This window comes from Sanyastnella coralliicola (assembly GCF_030845195.1).
GTDB lineage: Bacteria > Bacteroidota > Bacteroidia > Flavobacteriales_D > Sanyastnellaceae > Sanyastnella > Sanyastnella coralliicola.
On the sequence record NZ_CP132543.1, the window covers coordinates 1,172,022 to 1,188,669 of the forward strand.

The 16,648-nt window shown below is 43.0% G+C and carries 18 protein-coding genes; 11 read left to right on the forward strand and 7 right to left on the reverse strand.

The window, feature by feature from the left end:
• Positions 1 to 32 precede the first annotated feature (32 nt).
• Together RA156_RS04955 and RA156_RS04960 are read right to left on the reverse strand one after the other, a co-directional pair.
• On the reverse strand, positions 33 to 1,562 hold the full coding sequence (locus tag RA156_RS04955; RefSeq protein WP_306643333.1) for a PAS domain-containing sensor histidine kinase: 1,530 nt from the start codon (positions 1,560 to 1,562) through the stop codon (positions 33 to 35).
• A 1-nt stretch (position 1,563) separates the two neighbouring features.
• A complete protein-coding gene (locus tag RA156_RS04960; RefSeq protein ID WP_306643335.1) occupies positions 1,564 to 2,022 on the reverse strand; it encodes a PA2169 family four-helix-bundle protein in 459 nt (152 codons plus the stop codon).
• A 206-nt stretch (positions 2,023 to 2,228) separates the two neighbouring features.
• Between RA156_RS04960 and RA156_RS04965 the strand changes: the two genes are divergently transcribed.
• Positions 2,229 to 2,624 carry a hypothetical protein gene (locus RA156_RS04965; RefSeq protein ID WP_306643337.1) on the forward strand — a complete coding sequence of 132 codons (396 nt, stop codon included), beginning with the start codon at positions 2,229 to 2,231 and terminating at the stop codon, positions 2,622 to 2,624.
• Positions 2,625 to 2,841: 217 nt separating this feature from the next.
• Positions 2,842 to 3,867 carry an AI-2E family transporter gene (locus RA156_RS04970; protein WP_306643339.1) on the forward strand — a complete coding sequence of 342 codons (1,026 nt, stop codon included), beginning with the start codon at positions 2,842 to 2,844 and terminating at the stop codon, positions 3,865 to 3,867.
• Position 3,868: 1 nt separating this feature from the next.
• Here the strand turns inward: RA156_RS04970 and RA156_RS04975 are convergent, their stop codons facing one another.
• From RA156_RS04975 to RA156_RS04990, 4 genes are all read right to left on the reverse strand, one after another.
• Complete coding sequence (locus RA156_RS04975) at positions 3,869 to 4,918, reverse strand: DUF748 domain-containing protein (RefSeq protein ID WP_306643342.1); 1,050 nt, start codon at positions 4,916 to 4,918, stop codon at positions 3,869 to 3,871.
• Positions 4,915 to 5,826 carry a YihY/virulence factor BrkB family protein gene (locus RA156_RS04980; protein ID WP_306643344.1) on the reverse strand — a complete coding sequence of 304 codons (912 nt, stop codon included), beginning with the start codon at positions 5,824 to 5,826 and terminating at the stop codon, positions 4,915 to 4,917. Before RA156_RS04980 ends, RA156_RS04975 begins: the two co-directional genes overlap by 4 nt.
• 9 nt (positions 5,827 to 5,835) lie before the next feature.
• Positions 5,836 to 6,063, reverse strand: a complete 228-nt coding sequence (locus RA156_RS04985; protein ID WP_306643346.1) for a YtxH domain-containing protein — start codon at positions 6,061 to 6,063, stop codon at positions 5,836 to 5,838.
• Positions 6,064 to 6,214: 151 nt separating this feature from the next.
• Positions 6,215 to 7,189 carry an endonuclease/exonuclease/phosphatase family protein gene (locus tag RA156_RS04990; protein ID WP_306643348.1) on the reverse strand — a complete coding sequence of 325 codons (975 nt, stop codon included), beginning with the start codon at positions 7,187 to 7,189 and terminating at the stop codon, positions 6,215 to 6,217.
• Between the two features lie 142 nt (positions 7,190 to 7,331).
• Here RA156_RS04990 and RA156_RS04995 point away from each other — a divergent pair, with 142 nt between their 5' ends.
• From RA156_RS04995 to RA156_RS05030, 8 genes are all read left to right on the forward strand, one after another.
• Positions 7,332 to 7,757, forward strand: a complete 426-nt coding sequence (locus tag RA156_RS04995; RefSeq protein ID WP_306643350.1) for a hypothetical protein — start codon at positions 7,332 to 7,334, stop codon at positions 7,755 to 7,757.
• On the forward strand, positions 7,754 to 8,179 hold the full coding sequence (locus RA156_RS05000) for a hypothetical protein (RefSeq protein WP_306643352.1): 426 nt from the start codon (positions 7,754 to 7,756) through the stop codon (positions 8,177 to 8,179). The genes RA156_RS04995 and RA156_RS05000 overlap by 4 nt, the downstream gene beginning before the upstream one ends.
• 487 nt (positions 8,180 to 8,666) lie before the next feature.
• Positions 8,667 to 9,218, forward strand: coding sequence for a Dps family protein (locus RA156_RS05005; RefSeq protein ID WP_306643354.1), 552 nt, complete (start codon positions 8,667 to 8,669; stop codon positions 9,216 to 9,218).
• Between the two features lies 1 nt (position 9,219).
• A complete protein-coding gene (locus RA156_RS05010; RefSeq protein WP_306643356.1) occupies positions 9,220 to 9,411 on the forward strand; it encodes a CsbD family protein in 192 nt (63 codons plus the stop codon).
• A 152-nt stretch (positions 9,412 to 9,563) separates the two neighbouring features.
• Complete coding sequence (locus RA156_RS05015; protein WP_306643357.1) at positions 9,564 to 9,821, forward strand: hypothetical protein; 258 nt, start codon at positions 9,564 to 9,566, stop codon at positions 9,819 to 9,821.
• Positions 9,822 to 9,982: 161 nt separating this feature from the next.
• Positions 9,983 to 11,683 carry a glutamate formimidoyltransferase gene (gene ftcD, locus RA156_RS05020; protein WP_306643359.1) on the forward strand — a complete coding sequence of 567 codons (1,701 nt, stop codon included), beginning with the start codon at positions 9,983 to 9,985 and terminating at the stop codon, positions 11,681 to 11,683.
• A gap of 235 nt (positions 11,684 to 11,918) precedes the next feature.
• Positions 11,919 to 14,129, forward strand: a complete 2,211-nt coding sequence (locus RA156_RS05025) for a patatin-like phospholipase family protein (RefSeq protein WP_306643362.1) — start codon at positions 11,919 to 11,921, stop codon at positions 14,127 to 14,129.
• Between the two features lie 48 nt (positions 14,130 to 14,177).
• The gene (locus tag RA156_RS05030; RefSeq protein ID WP_306643364.1) at positions 14,178 to 14,492 is read left to right on the forward strand and encodes a DUF3817 domain-containing protein; all 315 of its coding nucleotides are present in this window, start codon (positions 14,178 to 14,180) and stop codon (positions 14,490 to 14,492) included.
• Here RA156_RS05030 and RA156_RS05035 read toward each other — a convergent pair.
• Positions 14,486 to 14,941: a hypothetical protein gene (locus RA156_RS05035; protein ID WP_306643366.1), complete on the reverse strand. Its 456-nt coding sequence runs from the start codon at positions 14,939 to 14,941 to the stop codon at positions 14,486 to 14,488. The genes RA156_RS05030 and RA156_RS05035 overlap by 7 nt on opposite strands.
• A 56-nt stretch (positions 14,942 to 14,997) precedes the next feature.
• Here RA156_RS05035 and RA156_RS05040 point away from each other — a divergent pair, with 56 nt between their 5' ends.
• Positions 14,998 to 16,512 carry a DUF389 domain-containing protein gene (locus RA156_RS05040; protein ID WP_306643368.1) on the forward strand — a complete coding sequence of 505 codons (1,515 nt, stop codon included), beginning with the start codon at positions 14,998 to 15,000 and terminating at the stop codon, positions 16,510 to 16,512.
• The last annotated feature ends 136 nt before the right edge of the window (positions 16,513 to 16,648 follow it).

The following is a 16,648-nucleotide window of genomic DNA, read 5'->3' on the forward strand; positions in this document are numbered from 1 at the left end:
CAAAGTATCTATAAAATGGTTCAGTCTGACAATTATTGCAATGGAAGGAAGATAATGAAAGTGGCTCCTTGACCCGGAGACCCTTCTGCGGTGATGTGTCCACCGTGGTTTTCGATAATTTTTTTCACAATAGCCAGTCCTATGCCTGTACCTTTATATTCTTCTTTGCTATGTAGTCGCTGGAATATGGTGAATATCTTTTCGAGATACTCCTCTTCAAATCCAATACCGTTATCTGAAATGGTAATTTTATAGTATTGAGAGTAAGCGATCCCCGAGATGGTTTGCCAACCTTTGACTTCGCTCTTCTTGGCTTTTCTAGATGATACCTCAATCGATGGCTTTCTATCAGGAGATCGAAATTTTAAGGAATTCGAAAACAGGTTGAGGAAGACACGGTAGATTTGGTCTTTTGCACCATAGATTTTCGGAAGCTTTCCAACGACAATCTCAGCTTGTGTTTCTTCAATATTTACCTGTAAATCTTGAATCACGGTATCGATGACTTCGCTTAATTGGAATTCCTCTCCAACCGATTCTCTGCGGCCAATCCTACTGAACTCAAGAAGATCCTTTACAAGTTGTTGCATCCTCCCAGCCGCTTGGTTCATACGTTCGATGTATGATTGATCTCTTTCCGACAGATTGTTGGATTTTATCATCAATCGTTCACCGAAAGTTTGGATTTTTCTTAACGGTTCTTGAAGATCATGAGACGCTACATAAGCGAATTCTTCTAGCTGTGAATTCGACCTTTTGAGGTCATCAAGGAGGGTTTCTATTTCAATCGACTTCTTTTTACTGATGGAAATATCTCGGAAAGTTCCGTAGAATGAACTTTTTCCAAGTTCTAGATCCATTTTAGGGTCGTAGTAACACTTTATAGTACGAAATTCAATTGAAGAATCAACGGGCATGAGGGTGAATTCAAATGACAATTCCTCATCTGAAGTAAAGTCATATTTCAGTTTCTTGTACACATAATCACGTTCCTCTTCGATTATTATATCAAGAAATGCCTGCAAGGAAATACGCTCTGATTCGAACCCAAATAAAACTTGCCCCCCTTTACTGAATTCAAACTCCTCCTCATCAATTTTCCATTGGAAAGAAGCAAGTTTCGCAGCGCGCTCAGCAGAGTAGAGAAGCTCAAGGTGTCTTTCTCGATCAAGTTCAATACTTTTTCGAATGGTGATATCTAGTACAATACCAGTCATCGCCTTAGCACCTGTGCTTGAATCTATGTATGAACGACCACTACCTTCTATCCATTTAATTTCACCATTCGGAAGGATAATTCTGTACTGAACCTTAAATGGTGTTCCATTCGTGAAGTGATCTTCGAGTTTTTCGGAAATCACCTCTTTGTCTTCGGGATGAACACAATCGAAGAAAGTATCAACATTCGGCTCGCATGTCGATTCATTCAAACCAAGAATTTGATACATGCTTGGTGACCAAAGGTTCTTTTTTTGAGAAACATCTGGCCAGTCCCAGACTCCGAAATAGTTGTTGTCAAGTATGGCGTCCCAAGTTTGGTTGCGCTCTAGAGGTTTGCTCATTTTAGGTTACTTGGTGTTTTTCAATGGCGTGCTCTAAGTAGGCCAGAGAGCGTTCTACATATTGTTTGTGTTGTTCGAGAACTCCTTGAATTTTCACAATATACGGACTCTTGAAAATGGCTCGTTTATATAAGTTCAACAACTCTGTTTCTCCCAGTTTACACTCAGTAATCAAGAGTTCAGTAGATTTCTCATCCGATGATAAGAACTGTTGGAGTTTGATATACGCGCGATGAATGGTTCCTGGGATTGTCGTCTCGCGTTCGGTGGTCTGCGCAAAAGATTCCATCGACAGTCTTAATTCTTCTGCCATAGATTTCCTTTCCTTTGAGCGGTATTCGAACCAGACTTGAAGCTCTTCGTCTTCGGCTTGTTCACTCGCAAGTTTGAACCCTTTTTCCGCATCCGTGTTCAACATTGTAAGTCGTTCAATGAGTGCTCTATAATTCTCTTCTGTCATTTTTTTCCATAGAGTAGGAGTAAAACCATGCCAATTCAAGAGCCCCAAGGTTTGCAGGCGAATCCAATTTGCTCGACGAACTTCATCGGGGAACACTTACCACAGAGTGAGTATTTATTCCACAGAAACGACATCTTCATATCCATGTCTTAAGCGGTTTACATGTGATAATAGGGTAGATTTCGACTTGGCATGATTTAGGAGTATTGAAAAGAAAAATCGCAGTTATGATGGAACAGGAAAAAGAAGCAAATCGAACCGGGGCGTTTTACAAGTCCAAAGCTGAAGCAGAGTCGCTTATTGCTCTACACAAACGAATGCTCACCTTGCGTGTCGTTGAACTCAGCTCCAACTTAATTACCAAAGGCCTTGCAGTCTTGATTGTAGTCTTATTCGGAGCACTTTCTCTTTTAATCGGAAGCTTCGCTATAGGGAGGTATTTAAACACGCTCCTTGAAAGTCAGTTTATGGGATTCTTTCTTGTATGCGGCGGATATTTGTTCCTCATTGTAATCTTGATCGTGTGTAGAAAGATTCTTTTTGACTCATTACTAAGAAATGCAGTGATTCGTACCTTATTTCAAATGATCTCTGAAAAATGAAAGACAAATCAATCAATAGCTTGAAAGAACTCCGAATGGAGAAGCATTTCATCAACATGGAAATAGAGATGAGAAAATCATCTTTGATACGGACCGTGAAAGAGGAAAGTAGTTTAAATTCGCTTTTAGCTCATGGATTGAAGAATGCAAGTCAATACTTCAAATCGCTAAATCTTCCGTCCATAGTCTCTAATTTGATTGAACGCGCGTTTCGTGCGTGAGAGAGAACATGCCCAAGCCAACATCAGTCCTTATTTCTCTAGCCATCATTGTGTTAGGGTTAGTTTATTTCAGTGAGATCATTTTTCCGCTGATTTTCGCAACCGTTGGGTGCCTGACCCTGGCACCTTGGGTGAGAAGTCTTAAGAAAAAAATGCCTGATATTCTCGGTGTGTTCATTGGTCTTCTCACTCCAATGAGCGTTATTATTTTATTGGGATTCGGCTATTATCTAGCCATATCGGGAGTCATTTCTGACCTCCCAGATTTATCTGACCAAGCCAACGAAATTGTTGACGATGCCGGCGATAGTGTTGAGTCGACTATTGGAATGAACGTTCCTTCTTTTCAAGAAATGAAGAGACAATCGAAAGATTTATTGGTTTCGGGTTCAAGTATTCTGACAGATACATTTAGTGCCTTTTCTGGGCTACTCTCTTTTCTTGCATTGATTCCAGTTTACATGTTTTTCATCCTTCGTTCTGAACAGAACTGGATCAGGTTTTTACAGATGCGTTTTGATCCTTATCGTGCTCAGAGAGAAATGGTGAAGCTTAAACTTTGTTCAGAGAAATTGCTTGCGTATTACAAAGGGCTGTCAATAATCATAATCATAGTGGCAATTATGAATACAGCAGGCTTATACCTTATTGGAGTCCCGCACAGTATCACCCTTGGTACTTTTAGCGCTTTGTTAATAGTGATTCCGTATGTAGGAGTTTTCATTGGGGGAGTACTTCCCGTAATTATTGCCATTGTAACTGGAGAAACTTATGCCACAGGCCTTTATGTCATTGGATGGTACGCTCTTGTTCAATTCCTTGAAGGAAACATCATCACCCCTAAGCTGCTTGGCAATATGGTTGACTTAAATCCTCTAAGTCTCATTGTCTTTATGTTGATTGGGGGAAGTGTCGGAGGAATCCTTGGAATCTTTTTGGCAGCTCCGATATTACTAGTTATTAAAGTATATCTGAGTTATTCCTCTGGCTATCGATCTTGGTCCAGTTTGCTAGGAAATTGATTTATTCTCCTCTTTTGAAATCGACTGAATCGTCAATGCCTCTTTCCAGTGGTTCGATGTATGCATTTGCCAAAGTCGCACCCAGTGCGCGCCAAATATTACCATCCGCACTTGTTACTTTTCCCGAGACGGGTAATTTAGTTGCGAGTTGATCTAAACGTTGATTCGTAATTGGTTCTTTCGCCGCCCCAATAAGTAGATTCCATAGTCCATTTAAAAAAGACTGCTGAAAATCTTCTTTTTGAAGAACATCTACATCTCTTAGTAGTGGTTTGACGTATCCAGACAAAACACTATCCTTGATAGAAGCTTCTGAATATAAATCTAAGGAGCCTTGCGACAAGTCGATATTCAAATGACGTTCGAATGAGGGATTAAAGGCAGTAAGATCAGTTCCTTCATATGAAAATGATAAGTCAACATCAGGAATCGACTTGAGAAGATTAGCATCGGCTTGGATAGAGATCCAACCTCCACCTTGTGATATTCCATTAATAGACAAGGAAGAAGGTAAAACTGAAGATTGTTCGACTGTAGCTAAATTGGTCGCGTACAATTGTAGAGAGTCTACAAAGACGTCAATTTCAGAGTCTCCAGTTCGATCGAAAAAGTCAAATCGACCATCGGTAACATTTACCTGATTCATCGTTATGACACCTATGTCTTTGACAATCTCCACCCAGTTCAGTGTTGTATCAACATTTAATTCTGCTGAATCACCAATTAATTCAATGTTGAGTTGTGGGTTAACTAAATTCAGCTCGCCAACGAAATGGCCTTCAAGAAGTGGTCTCCATTGCATCTGTACTTTCGTTGATGGAAGGTCTGCTAACGGGCGATTAAACTCTTGGTCATCAACCATCAGTTTCATGTCGTAAATATGTACTGACGTAGTGAAAACATTGACGTCTACATCTTCGATTTCTCCGTAATAACCGTCAATGTTATCTAGTTCGGAATTTAGATACCACAAGACAATCGGGTCGAGCGCAAAAAATAAGATGGCCAAGATGGCCAGTATGATTAGGGATGTTCGTTTAATTTTCTTCATTTGATGGAGGATTGTTCAACTGCGGATACTTCTTTTCTGACATATTTGATTGCATATTTTGAAGGGGACACTCCACCATACGATTGTTGAAGAACTTCGGTGATTTTTCCGCCGACGAGCAAAATGAATGACGTGTAATAGACCCATATCAGGAGGAGGACAATGGAGCCTGCAGCACCATAAACACTACCTAAGTCATTCGTAGTTAGGTACCAAGAGATTAAATATTTACCACCGGTAAACAATGTAGCTGTTGCTAGACCTCCGAACAGAGCGTTCCTCATTGATACTTTGGCATCAGGTAAAACCCGGAATACAGCTGTGAATAACGCGGCATTCAACAGAATACCTATCACTAACTGCGTTAAAGTGGCCATGTGTACTACCCAGGTTTCTTGGGTCGTCAAATAATCATGGAATACAAGCAATAATCCTTCTACTGCTAATGAGAAGATCATAAGTAGCCCAAGAGTTAATACGATACCGAAGGAGAATAAACGATCCAGGAAAATTTTCAAGAAACCGGAACTTGGAGAAGGTTTGACATTCCAAATTCTATTTAATCCACTCTGAACAGCTCCAAAAATAGTTGTAGACCCAATCAACAGAGTCCCCAAACCAATGATGGAGACGGTGCCTTGATCGTCTGTTTGAATCGTGGTAAGAATAGAATCGAATGAAGCTGTGAAATCGAATCCTAGAATCCCTGAGAATTCTGTACGTATATAAGATCGAATCTGCTCCTTGTCTAGCAGCAATCCGGCCCCTTCAATAACGAAGAAGAGAATTGCTGGTAGACTGAACAGAGTGTAAAAAGCTATCGAAGAACTATAGGCGAATGGTTCTGCAGAAAAGAACTCTTCGAACCATCGTTTAACCGTTGTCCATATTTGTCGAAGCTTTTTCAAATCGCCTTGTTATGCAGCGTGAGCCTCATCGACACGCTGTTTGATTTCTTCAGCGACGTCATGCCCTTTTTTTACTACTTGGTCTTTGATTTCACTGAGAGTTTCTTTCGCTTCATCAACTTTGTTAGCGATTTTTTTTCGCGTGTTTTTACCGCTGTCTGGGGCGACCAGAATTCCAGTTACTAATCCTGCTACGGCTCCTGCTACGGCCCCTACTAATACATCTTTCGTTTTCATATAATTTGTTTTTGGTACTCTTATCGCGATGATTGTTCCAAAAATCATTTTGGTTGTAACGCGTTGTCAAAGAGTTGATTATGTGAAAAGATGAGTGCGGGCTGGAGAGTTCGTTATGTGTAAATTCTACTCAATATGTAGAAGAGTCTCCTTACTCATTGCTGTGTAAAGGTGAAGAGAGCACTAGATCAATTGTCAAGGGAAAGTGGTCACTACCGTTATTCTTGCCAATTGATAAGTCCTTTAAAGTAAAATGATCACTTACAAAGATATGGTCTAATGGGAAGCGACAGATTGGCCACCGCGCATGGAATGTTTTGAACATCCCACGTCCTACACGTGGGTCCTTCAACCCAGACTTTTTCTTGAACCATCTAGTAGATCTGCTCCAGGCTACATCATTTAGATCGCCGCAAACAATGGTTGGTGAGGTTTGTGTTTCAATTTTCAGAGCGGCCAAGTGAAGTTCAGAATCTCTTTCTCTAGATGTTTCATTCTGTGTTGGACTTGGAGGTGCAGGATGAAGAAATATACCGCGGATCAGGTTTTTATTCCATTCAAAATCAGCAAAAATGCTCGGAACATCCTGCTCAACCAAAAATTGGATTTCAGAATGTGTGATGGGTATTTTAGAGTACAGTGCAATACCATATGTATTTGCCAGAGGTAAAAGTTCCCGAAAAGGATGTAATGAAAGTTGCGGCTCAACAGCGGATTTCCAATCTTCACTGTATTCAAGAAAAACGATAATGTCTGGATCAATCTGATTGAGTTGCTTCAGTACGCTGTCGTAGTCATCGTTTCCCATTTCAACATTTGCACAGTAGATGCGTATCGATTCACTCATGACGTCCGCATCAGGTATTTCTGAACGAGACATTCTTGTGTAAGGGAAGATCCGATAGAAAGTCCAAACTGTGATGAACAGTAGCATAATGACTGTCAGCCAGGTCATCCAATGGCTGAAACTACCTAACACTAGGGTTGTCACCAATTGAACTAAAGCTACAACCAAGATTTGATGGTAAAGAAATTCTGGCACCCGAAAAATCCAATGTCTATTTCCGCTCAGCGAAAACAATACAGCTAGAAAGAGAATACAGGTTAGAGTGAATAGGATGGTCATAGTTGTAGACAAACGTAAACAGAACTGTTGACTATTTCCACAGCGATTCCAGAATACTTGGAGTCGATGAGGGGCTTATCATCTGATTATCAGCAAGGAAGAGGGTCTGGCTTGGATTGTGACTTGGTTTCAGAAAAAAGATATGCGAAACAACATCATTCCTAAGATTCTACTAATAGCCTTGGCCTTTTCTCTGGTAATGTGCGACAAATATGACGATGGTCCGGCAATCTCACTCATTTCTCGAACCGATAGAATAACCAACAATTGGGAAGTCTATCAAGCAAAATCTGATGAAGAGAATGTCACGGATGAGTTTGATCAATATGAACTATTTATAAGATCAGACGGTACTTGTGAACTCCATGCTGAATATACATTTCTAGGTGTTGATTTCACCACTGAAACAGAAGGGTTCTGGTACTTCCGAGATTCAGATCAAAATGTGGAATTCGATTTCGACGATGATGACTTTGATGATCAATACGAGATTCTTCGCCTAACCTCTGATGAACTTTGGTTACGTGACTTAGACGAAGCCCTTGAATTAAAATTAAACGAAATATGAAAACGAAGATTTTGAACTTACTGGTAATAGCCACAATTATGTTGTCGATTACCTCTTGTAGCAAATATGAAGAAGGACCGGTAATTAGCCTTCGATCGAAAACAGAGCGAGTAGCAAACACCTGGGTTATTGAAAAAGCTTATGACGGTGGTGAAGATGTCACCGACAATTACGACGAATATATCATTCAATTCCTCTCAAATGGTCAATCCAGTTTAGCAGCCATTTATGAATTAGGAAACATACAATTCGAATATGAAACTGATGGAACCTGGGAATTCGATAACAATAAAGAGAAAATCATTGTTGATTACGAAAACGATGACGCAGATGGAACTTACCTCATTCTGAAACTCTATGAAGAAGAATTATGGTTGATTCAACAAGGTTCTGGAGTTGAATTAAGACTCCGACCGATGTAATAGGTTAACACCCTCAAGAAAATCCCTTTTGGCAAGAATTAAGTACACTAAGCAGCCGAAAGGGATTTTTCTTTTTCTAGCCGGTTCTTCCATACTTATAGAAGATCAAAGTAGGAATTAACCGCTAATTTCCGTGGAATATTCATTAGTCCTGAACCTCTGAAAGCAACTCATCAAAGAGAATACTGCAGTGACTCCTTGGTGCTGCTGAAGCACGAAAAATCAGTATAGGGGGCGTGAGATTTAAGACTAGTCTTCTTCATGATTAAGCCTGAATCTTCCATTGTCTTTTCACCTCTCTCAATTGGTTGATGATTAGTAAATCGCCAGTGGTAGAAGGAAAGCCATTCAGTCCAACCATAACCGTCTGACGGATTCTACAACTTGTTGTGAAATTTCTACACTAATCACCACAGAACATGGAAAATAGCCACGGAAACCGGGGGTTCTAGAGATTGGTACAGTTTCTGAACTTTATTCTGTAGTTATGATAAAAGAAATAATTACAGACAACGGCCAGTTGAAAAATGGCACAGAAACTAAGAAAGTTGAAAGACTCCGACCCCATGCTCTCATTGGATATCAAAAAGACCATGCGAAGAAATTGAGCGGGGCATTGAATGTGCTACTAGCGAACTACGCAGTACACTATCAAAAGCTACTTAATTTCCACTGGAACGTTAAAGGACCTGACTTCTTTGACGTCCATGAGAAGTTTGAACAAGAGTATAACAAGGCGAAAGAAATCATCGATGATGTTGCTGAACGTATTCGAATCTTCGGGATGAAGCCGATGAGTACTATGAAGGCGTACCTCAACACAGCAAATATTCGTGAAGTCGAGTCGGATTTGACCTCAGACCAAATGATTGAGGAAATCTTATCAGATTACCAAATTCTTCTTGAAAGCCTTGTAGATGTTCTTGATACGGCCATAGAAATTGGTGACGGAGGAACGGAAGACTTAATGAAAGGATACATTAAATACGTAGAAAATAACCACTGGATGTGGACTGCGTTCTCAACTAAAAACAAATAAAATGAACAATACACAAGTAGAAGCAAAATGGCAAATTGCCAAAGGGAAATTGAAACAGAAATACGGTGATCTCATCGATGATGAAATCATGCGTGCTGAAGGTGCGACAGATGAAGTCATCGGGAAGCTCCGTGATAAACTAGGGAAATCAAAGGAAGAACTTCGTAACGAGTTGAATACAATGTTAAAGTAATTCCTAAGACCACCTTCTTCTCGCAAATCAAAATATTCGCCTTCCTCTTCATTCTCGGTTCTTTTGTAATCGGTTGTCAGGGTAATGAAACCTCGGACGACAACTTAACTGAAAATACGGAGCTCAATGTTTTAGCTGATGCGAAACTTGAGTTGGAAGCTGAACTCGCTAAGATCAACGAAGAAATGCTACTCGCAGATTCCTTGAGGTATAATCGACTTGCTCCTTTCAGAGAACGAATTGAGCAGGGAATCAGCTCACTCGGTGAGCTGGAAGCCGAAATCCAGTCTTTACCTGATCCCACCAGACGAGATGGAATTCCTAAGGCTAGCGAACTCATCGACGAAATTGACAAAGATCTTGAAGAGATGATGAAAGAGTACGAAAAACAAAATTTCGACATCAATTAATGGGTATGGATGTCAGGATGAATCGGGCCACAATTGTGGCCCTTTTCTATTTCCATCAAATTGTGCGAAAGAACCAAGCAATTGCTGAATAGATCCGGACCAATCGAAAAGTTTGCACCCCTCACCGAACTTCCTCAACTTCGCCGTGAAAAATTTAAACTATGGCACGCACACTTATCGAATGTGTTCCGAATATCTCGGAAGGGAGAGATGAAGCGAAGATCCAAGCGATTGCTTCAACGGTTGAAACAGTAGACGGAGTGAAGCTTTTGGATGTGGATCCTGGAGCATCAACGAACCGCACAGTAATCACTTTTGTAGGTGAACCTGATCAGGTGGTGGAAGCTGCGTTTCGATTGATTAAGAAGGCCGGAGAACTCATCGATATGAGCAAGCACAAAGGAGAGCACCCACGCATGGGAGCTACGGATGTTTGTCCGTTTGTGCCGGTGGCGAATGCTACGATGGATGACTGCGTGAAATGCGCAAGAGCATTGGGTGAGCGTGTTGGAAAAGAACTTGCCATCCCGGGATATTTCTATGAGAATGCGGCAACTTCTGAAAAGCGTCAGAACCTTGCACATTGCCGCAGCGGTGAGTATGAAGGACTAGACAAATTGTCAAAGCCAGAGTGGGCACCCGATTTTGGTCCGGCGGAGTTCAATGATCGAGCGAAGCAAACAGGAGCTACGGCAATTGGAGCACGTGATTTCTTGGTAGCATACAACGTGAACTTAAATACAACGTCTTCGCGTAGAGCCAACGCAATTGCTTTTGACATTCGAGAGGCTGGGCGCGTTAAACGTGAAGGGAATCCGTTGACAGGGAAGAAGGTGCTTGATGAAACAGGCGAGCCAGTGCGTATCCCAGGAAGTCTGAAAGCGGTGAAAGGAATTGGTTGGTTCATTGAAGAATACGGCATCGCGCAGTTGAGCTTGAACCTAACCAACATCAACATTACCTCAGTGCACAAAGCCTTTGATGAGGCATCTGAGCGCGCACGCGAGCGAGGTATCCGTGTGACAGGAAGTGAGATTGTTGGGTTGATCCCAAAAAAGGTGTTGATCGATGCGGCTGATCATTACCTCGATAAGCAATCACGATCGAAGGGAATTTCTGAAAGCGAAAAGATCAAAATTGCCGTTAAGTCTTTAGGGCTTGATGACTTGGCTCCTTTCGATGCACATTCAAAAGTGATTGAGTACATGATTGAGGATGGGGCTGAAGGAAAGCGTCTGATCGATATGGACTTGAAGGCCTTTGCCGAAGAGACTTCGTCTGAATCTATGGCTCCAGGTGGAGGTTCAATTTCTGCTTACTGCGGAGCGATGGGTGTTTCACTTGGCACCATGGTAGCAAACCTCAGCGCACACAAGCGTGGATGGGATGATCGTTGGGAAGAATTCTCTGAATGGGCAGTACGCGGAATGGAGTTCCAAGAGCAATTGATCGCGATGGTAGATGAAGATACCAACGCCTTCAACAAGATCATGGAGGCATACGGAATGCCTAAGAACACTGATGCCGATAAAGCTGCTCGCACTCAAGCGATTCAAGACGCGACCAAGTACGCAATTGAAGTTCCTTTGAAGGTGGCACGATTGTCGTACCAGAGTATGGAAGTGATGAAAGCCATGGCTGAAATAGGAAATCCTGCGAGTGTGACGGATGCTGGTGTTGGAGCACTTTGTGCGCGCACAGCGGTCATCGGTGCGGTGATGAATGTTCAGGTGAACACTGGAGATTTGACTGACGATGCGTACAAGGCTAAAGTTTTGGCTGAGGGTGCTGAATTGGTCGCTAACGCGGAATCGCTAGAAGCTACCATCCGCCAGCGTGTGGATGAGGTGCTGTCGAAGTAGGGAATAAGAGGTCGATCAGTGTATTAATATTGATTCGGCGCTGCCTTCTTGCTGAATCCTCCTACCTGGAAAAGAGAATTCCGACGTCAGTTCGTGTGGAAGCCCTGTGCTAATTTAACAGCGAACGAACCCTGTTCAAATACGTAGAAGAAACAGCTTGAATGCAGCCGCACAAATATCATGGAGGCAACGCCTCGCGAGGGTACTCTTCTTTTTCCCGCTACAACTCTTGTTGTTGCATGTTAAGAAGAACCTTTTCCTGCTGTTCTTTTGGATCATTTTGTTCGGATATACGCTGAACTATTTGGCGGCACGATACGGTGTAGCCTACCAGTTCTTGTTTCCAGAATATATGGGAGAGAACAGTCCATTCGCCTTTGCGATGGTGGGCTTTGCTTTGGGTGGATTTATCCTAGCATTCAATCTCTACACATATATTCTCCACGGATTCCGTTTTCCGTTTATTGCCACGCTGAATCGCCCTTTCTTGAAGTTCAGCATCAATAATTTCATTCTTCCAGCCAGCTTCGTCTTGACATACATGGTGTCAAGCATCACCTTTCAACGCGAGCAAGAATTGCTATCGGGAGAGGATATTCTCTTCAACATGTTCGGCTTCGTCATGGGGATATTAAGCTACTTGATAGTGAGCTTGGTTTACTTCCGTTTCACGAACAAGAACCTGCTGAGCTACGAAACGAAGGAAGAACCGAAGAAGCCAGAGAAAGGAGATGAAGAGGAAATGGTGCGTACCAATCTTCACCGAAAAGTTCAATGGACACGTAAGAATCGAATTAAACGAGAGTGGCGGGTTGAAACATATTTGTCTTCGGCCATCCGCATTAAGTTGGCACGTTCTGCAGAACACTACAACCACGATCTCCTGCAAAAGGTATTTGCGCAAAATCACTTAAACGCATCCCTGTTTGAGTTGGCGTTGGTGGTGTCATTTATCTTGATCGGTTCATTACGTGAGAACCCTTATTTCGTCTTACCTGCTGCGGCCAGTGTGATGCTCTTCTTTACCATGATGCTCATGCTCATCTCGGCGCTACATAGTTGGATCCGCGGTTGGACAGTCACGGTGTTTGCGTTGGCCTTTGTGCTAATCAATTTCTCTATGCCTGAACTGGGCATCTTCCATATTGAGAACCACGCTTATGGCATGGACTATGAGGCACCAAAAGCGGAGTACTCTCGAGACTACATTGCCTCTCTGAATACGAACGACTCCATTGCTGAGGCAGACTTCAATGCAACAATCGAGATGTTGGACAATTGGCGAAGGAAGCACTTAAAGCAATCAATCATGACTGGCAAGAAGCCAAAGCTGGTGATTGTGAATGTCAGTGGGGGAGGTTCTCGTTCAGCGCTCTGGACCTTCAGTAGTTTGCAATACGCTGACAGCGCCATTGAAGGCGGACTGATTGACCGTGCAGCCCTCATTTCTGGTTCTTCAGGAGGAATGATCGGAGCGGCGTATCTCCGTGAACTGTGTTTACTCGAAAAGCAAGGGGTGCTAGACAATCGACACCACCCTAGATTCAGAGATAATATTGGTAAAGACCTATTGAACCCAGTTATTTTTACCATTGCCACCAACGACTTTTTCGTCCGCTATCAAGACGTAGAATTTGATGGACGATCATACACGAAAGACCGTGCATGGGCTTTTGAAAAACAATTGAATTCCAACACGGAGCAGGTGATGAATAAACGCCTAAGCGATTATGTAGAGCCTGAACGCCAAGCACTCATCCCAACGATGATCTTTGCTCCAACTATCACCAACGACGGACGCCGCCTTCTTATTTCGAGCCAGCCATGTTCGTACCTGACTCAGAACAAGCCAGAAGATGGAGTGAACTATTCGTCGATATCAGAAGACGTAGAATACCTCAGACTGTTCGACGAGCAAGACCCTCTAAACCTTCGTTTCACAAGTGCTTTGCGGATGAATGCGACTTTCCCGTATGTCTTACCAATTGTGACACTACCATCCAATCCACCAGTTGAAGTAATGGATGCTGGTATGAGAGACAATTTCGGAATGAAGACGACGCTTCAATTCCTCTACACTTTCAGAAATTGGATCAATACGAATACCAGTGGTGTAGTGATTGTTCAAGTGCGCGATCTTCAACGCGATTCAGCACGTGAACACAAGAAGCCGAATCTTTTCAATAGAATCACCCAACCTCTTGGTTCAATCTATGGGAATATCACGCGCACCCAAGACTATAACAACGACCAATTGATTCGTTACATGTCGGCACTCATGGAGAATGATCTTGATATCGTCACCTTGCAGTTGGCGCCAGATGAAAAGTCTGCCGTTTCTCTCAGCTTTCACTTGACGAATACCGAGAAGACCACCATCAATCAGGAACTCCAAACCGAGGATTTCCAACAAGCAGTCGAAGAACTGAAACGATTGCTCGAATAAGCGTAATTCGTGTCTTCTTCAGGCGTATCTTTGCGGAAATTTCACGCGATGAACATCAAACGTCCTATAGGCCGCCTCCGTCTTATAGCTATCCTTGAAGGAATCAGTTACCTCTTGTTCGCTATCACGATGCCCCTCAAATACGTTTGGGAAATCACTGAGCCCAACATGATCGTTGGAATGGCCCACGGATGGTTATTCTTGATCTACATCGTGTTAGCCATTGAAAGCATTGTAGCGTACAAGTGGAAGTTCAAGCAAATCGCGTTGACCTTTGTAGCCTCTATTCTTCCGTTCGGAACCTTCTACGCTGACCACAAACTGTTCAAGCCCTTTGAAAAGGGGCTAGATGCTGCTCAATAAATCGCTTTAATCTCCACCTTTCCGGTGTTGTTCTCGAAGGATTCTCCCGACTGAAGGAGATGCATTTTTCGGCCGATAGGCGAAGCCAAAGAAATGCAGAAATACTTCTTTCCATCAAAGGTCACAGAGCCCATTCCGCTAGCAATGAGAAACTCTCCCATGCTCGTTTCGGCGTAAGCCCCAAATTCAATCTGATCAAAGTCTTTGTCTAGATCTACTCTTTGAAGGTCAGCGATCTGACCACGCAGCTTGATGATGTTTTTCTGAAGCTGTTCTTCCTCCTGTCGCATCATTTCGCGACTCGTTTCGAACTTATCTCCCGCGCTGCTTTTCTGTTCGCTCTTTTTCGACTCGCTCAGAGAATAGAGTTCGTTCGTGATGGTATTACATCGTGTGGTCAAATCGTCAATCAAGTGATTCACTAAGGCTGTTTTCTTCTCAGAGCTCATAGACGAAAGATAGGACGTGTGAAGCTACCTGCAATGAAAATTCGTAGCGAGTCCGTATGTTTGGACAAATCATCGCTATGGCGGAAGAAGAATTGCCTAAGAAACCGGAAGAGACAGCTGGCGGACAAGAGTCTGAACAACAGCGCGAAGCAGAGAAGCAAGCAGCCGATAAGGCACAGCGAGGCTTTCGGATTGCCTTGAATAACACTTGGGCATTCCTTCAATCAATTTTGAGCCTTCGAGAGGGAGTGGATAAAGATGCGACCACTGAAGGAATCAAAATGGACGTTGAGTTCCGTGGCCATGCTGCATGGATTCTGGTCGCGTCCATTATGATCGCTTCCATTGGTCTCTCGGTGGGTAATATTCCAATCATCGTAGGTGCCATGTTGATTTCTCCGTTGATGGGACCAATTCTGGGAATTGGACTTGCGGCGGGTACGAACGACTTTGAATTGCTCAAGCGCTCATTGACCAACTTCGCCATCGCTATCGCCATCAGTGTGGTGATTTCAACGCTGTATTTCTTGATCGTACCTACGCCAGAGATTAATGCAGAGCTGCTTGATCGTAAGACAGCCACCTTGCTTTCCATTGCAGTGGCTTTCTTTGGTGGTTTTGCAGGTATTATCGCTGGATCTAGAAGCTATAAGAGCAATGTAGTACCAGGGGTAGCCATTGCTACAGCTTTGATGCCTCCGTTGTGTACTGTTGGTTATGGTATCGCTAACGCGGAATTGGATTTCATCATTGGGGCCTTGTACCTCTTCTTCATCAATTCCATCTTCATCGCGCTGCCGACGTACCTGTACATCCGCTACATGCAGTTTCCGGTCAAGGAGTTCATTGATCCGATTCGTGAGCGAAAAATAAAGCGTCGTATTGCTTTCTTCTTGGTCTTGATCATCATACCGGGAGGAATCATCTTTGTTAACGTAATTCGCCAGAGTTTCTTTAGTCGGAATGCCAGTCAATTCTTGGTAGCGGTAGAAGAGACGCTTGAAGACAAGAACATCACGATTATTGACAAGCAAATCTTCTACGATGCTGACCAACCCAAAATCAAAATTGCGTTAATGGGAGACCCGGTCAGTCAAGAAACTCGTGAGCGTTGGGAAGATTTACGTGCTGAATTCGGGTTAGAAGGCTGTCAACTGGAAATCCGCGAACCACGTGACTTCACCGAAGCCATTGAAGACCTTCGTCAAGAAAATCTCAACAACTCCGCCGGACAAATCGAAGATTTTTATCGATCCGAAATCGAAGAGCGAGATGCGCGCATCGATGAACTCGAGCGAAGACTCAATCAATACGAGAACAGCGAAGGAACCTTCGATGATATTTCGGCGGAAGTAAAAATGCTTTTCCCAGAGATTCAACGCGCGGCGTACTCGAACTTGGTAGAAACGAGCTTCAACACGGCAGCAGACACCATCCCAACCTTGATGGTTCAATGGCCTGAAGATATGACCGAGGAGCAAATTCTCGCATCAAGAGATCAGCTTTCGCGTTGGCTCAGCGCGCGATTGAAAGACGATAAAGCGCGTGTCATAGGATACTCCCTAGAGTGATATAGAAAAATGGGTGTATAACCACTTCCGAGGTTGAGCCAACCAGATATCATTACCGGTCGACCGAATTCTCATTTGGAGGGAGTAAATCGCATTTAACGCGTACCTTACTCATTAACCAACAATAACTTAACCT

Coding starts and splice junctions, on each gene's coding strand:
- RA156_RS04955 (WP_306643333.1), bottom strand. CDS start 1,562: ATGAGCAAACCTCTAGAGCGCAACCAAACTTGGGACGCCATACTTGAC.
- RA156_RS04960 (WP_306643335.1), bottom strand. CDS start 2,022: ATGACAGAAGAGAATTATAGAGCACTCATTGAACGACTTACAATGTTG.
- RA156_RS04975 (WP_306643342.1), bottom strand. CDS start 4,918: ATGAAGAAAATTAAACGAACATCCCTAATCATACTGGCCATCTTGGCC.
- RA156_RS04985 (WP_306643346.1), bottom strand. CDS start 6,063: ATGAAAACGAAAGATGTATTAGTAGGGGCCGTAGCAGGAGCCGTAGCA.
- RA156_RS04990 (WP_306643348.1), bottom strand. CDS start 7,189: ATGACCATCCTATTCACTCTAACCTGTATTCTCTTTCTAGCTGTATTG.
- RA156_RS04995 (WP_306643350.1), top strand. CDS start 7,332: ATGCGAAACAACATCATTCCTAAGATTCTACTAATAGCCTTGGCCTTT.
- RA156_RS05000 (WP_306643352.1), top strand. CDS start 7,754: ATGAAAACGAAGATTTTGAACTTACTGGTAATAGCCACAATTATGTTG.
- RA156_RS05005 (WP_306643354.1), top strand. CDS start 8,667: ATGATAAAAGAAATAATTACAGACAACGGCCAGTTGAAAAATGGCACA.
- RA156_RS05010 (WP_306643356.1), top strand. CDS start 9,220: ATGAACAATACACAAGTAGAAGCAAAATGGCAAATTGCCAAAGGGAAA.
- ftcD (WP_306643359.1), top strand. CDS start 9,983: ATGGCACGCACACTTATCGAATGTGTTCCGAATATCTCGGAAGGGAGA.
- RA156_RS05030 (WP_306643364.1), top strand. CDS start 14,178: ATGAACATCAAACGTCCTATAGGCCGCCTCCGTCTTATAGCTATCCTT.
- RA156_RS05035 (WP_306643366.1), bottom strand. CDS start 14,941: ATGAGCTCTGAGAAGAAAACAGCCTTAGTGAATCACTTGATTGACGAT.
- RA156_RS05040 (WP_306643368.1), top strand. CDS start 14,998: ATGTTTGGACAAATCATCGCTATGGCGGAAGAAGAATTGCCTAAGAAA.